The organism is Microbacterium sp. HMWF026 (assembly GCF_003061325.1).
GTDB lineage: Bacteria > Actinomycetota > Actinomycetes > Actinomycetales > Microbacteriaceae > Microbacterium > Microbacterium testaceum_E.
This window is the reverse complement of the sequence record NZ_QAJB01000025.1, coordinates 1-1,708: the sequence shown is the minus strand read 5'-3', so window position 1 is coordinate 1,708 and position 1,708 is coordinate 1. Positions and strand designations below refer to the sequence as shown.

Here is a 1,708-nt window from a genome sequence, read left to right as displayed (position 1 = left end):
CCCGTCTGCTCATGGGCCCCGGGCCCATCTCGGCGTACCCGAGCGTGCTCCGCGCGATGGGGGCGCCGCTGGTCGGCCAGTACGACCCGTTCATGACGGCGACGATGACCGAGACGCAGGCCCTGTACCGCGAGGTCTGGGGCACCGCCAACGAGGCGACGCTGCTCATCGACGGCACGAGCCGCGCGGGCATCGAGGCGGCGATGGTGTCGCTCATCCGTCCTGGCGACCGCGTTCTCGTGCCGGTCTTCGGCCGCTTCGGTCACCTGCTCGCCGAGATCGCCGAGCGCGCCCTCGCCGAGGTGCACACGATCGCGGTGCCCTGGGGTGAGGTTTTCCCGGTGTCGACGATCCGCGAGGCGATCGAGCGGGTGAAACCGCATCTGGTGGCCTGCGTCCAGGGCGACACCTCGACGACGATGCTGCAGCCGCTCGACGAGATCGGCGAGATCTGCCGCGCGCACGGCGCCCTGTTCTACACCGACGCCACCGCGTCGCTGGGCGGGAACCCCTTCGAGATGGACGCGTGGGGGCTGGATGCCGCGACCGCCGGCCTGCAGAAGTGCCTGGGCGGCCCGTCGGGTTCGGCGCCGATCAGCCTGTCGGACCGGGCGGTCGAGGTGGTGCGTTCGCGCGCCCGCGTCGAGGCGGGGATCCGTGAAGAGGGCGACGCCTCGGCATCCGACTTCATCCGCTCCAACTACTTCGACCTCGCGATGATCCTCGACTACTGGGGACCGCGCCGCCTGAACCACCACACCGAGGCGACCACCATGCTTTACGGGGCGCGGGAGTGCGCCCGCGTGCTGCTTCTCGAGGGCCGGGATGCCACCATCCACCGCCACCGCCTGCACGGCGAGGCGATGCTCGCCGGTGTCGAGGGTCTGGGCCTGACGGTGTTCGGCGACGTCGCGCACAAGATGACCAATGTCGTCGCCGTCGAGATCCCGGACGGGGTCGTCGGCGACGCGGTCCGGTCGGAGCTGTTGAGCGACTTCGGGATCGAGATCGGCACGTCGTTCGGTCCGCTGCACGGACGGGTGTGGCGCATCGGCACCATGGGGTACAACGCCCGCACCGACGCGGTGCTCACGACGCTCGCCGCTCTGGAGGCGGTGCTGCGGCGCCACGGCGCTGCGGTGCCGGCCGGCGGGGGCGTCGAGGCGGCGCAGGGGGTTTACGCGGCGGCGGAGCGATGACGCTCGCGACCCGATTGCAGGCGTCTCCGGAGCGCATCGCGTCGGCGGCGCGACGCGTGATGGGTCGGTGCGAAGAACTCGCCCGCGTCACGTCGATGACGGGCGGGATCGAGCGCGTGTACCTCTCGCCCGAGCACGCGCGGGTCAACCGTCTGGCCGCGGAGTGGATGCGCGAGCTGGGCATGACGACGCGGCAGGACGCGGCGGGCAATCAGGTGGGTCGCCTGGCTCCCGCCGGTGTCCCCGATGCGCCGGCGCTGCTGATGGGCTCGCACCTCGACACGGTCCCCGATGCGGGTCGGTACGACGGGATCGTCGGCGTGCTCATGGCGCTCGAGGTGGTCCGGCTCGTGCGTCACGTCGACGCCGACGGCACCGTGGCGAGTCCCTTCCCGTTCGCCCTCGAGGTGATCGCGTTCAGCGACGAAGAGGGCACGCGTTTCGGCAGGGCGCTGCTGGGCTCGTCGGCCGTGGCCGGTCAGTGGGACGAGTCCTGGTGGGATCTGACG

Annotated in this window: 2 protein-coding genes; both read left to right on the top strand. The window is 71.5% G+C overall.

Annotated elements, in window-relative coordinates:
* The coding region (locus DBR36_RS01200; RefSeq protein WP_258222502.1) for an alanine--glyoxylate aminotransferase family protein at nt 1-1,199 on the top strand (1,199 nt) is incomplete at its 5' end.
* On the top strand, nt 1,196-1,708 hold a 513-nt coding region (locus tag DBR36_RS01195), incomplete at its 3' end, for a M28 family peptidase (protein WP_146185162.1). The genes DBR36_RS01200 and DBR36_RS01195, both read left to right, overlap by 4 nt.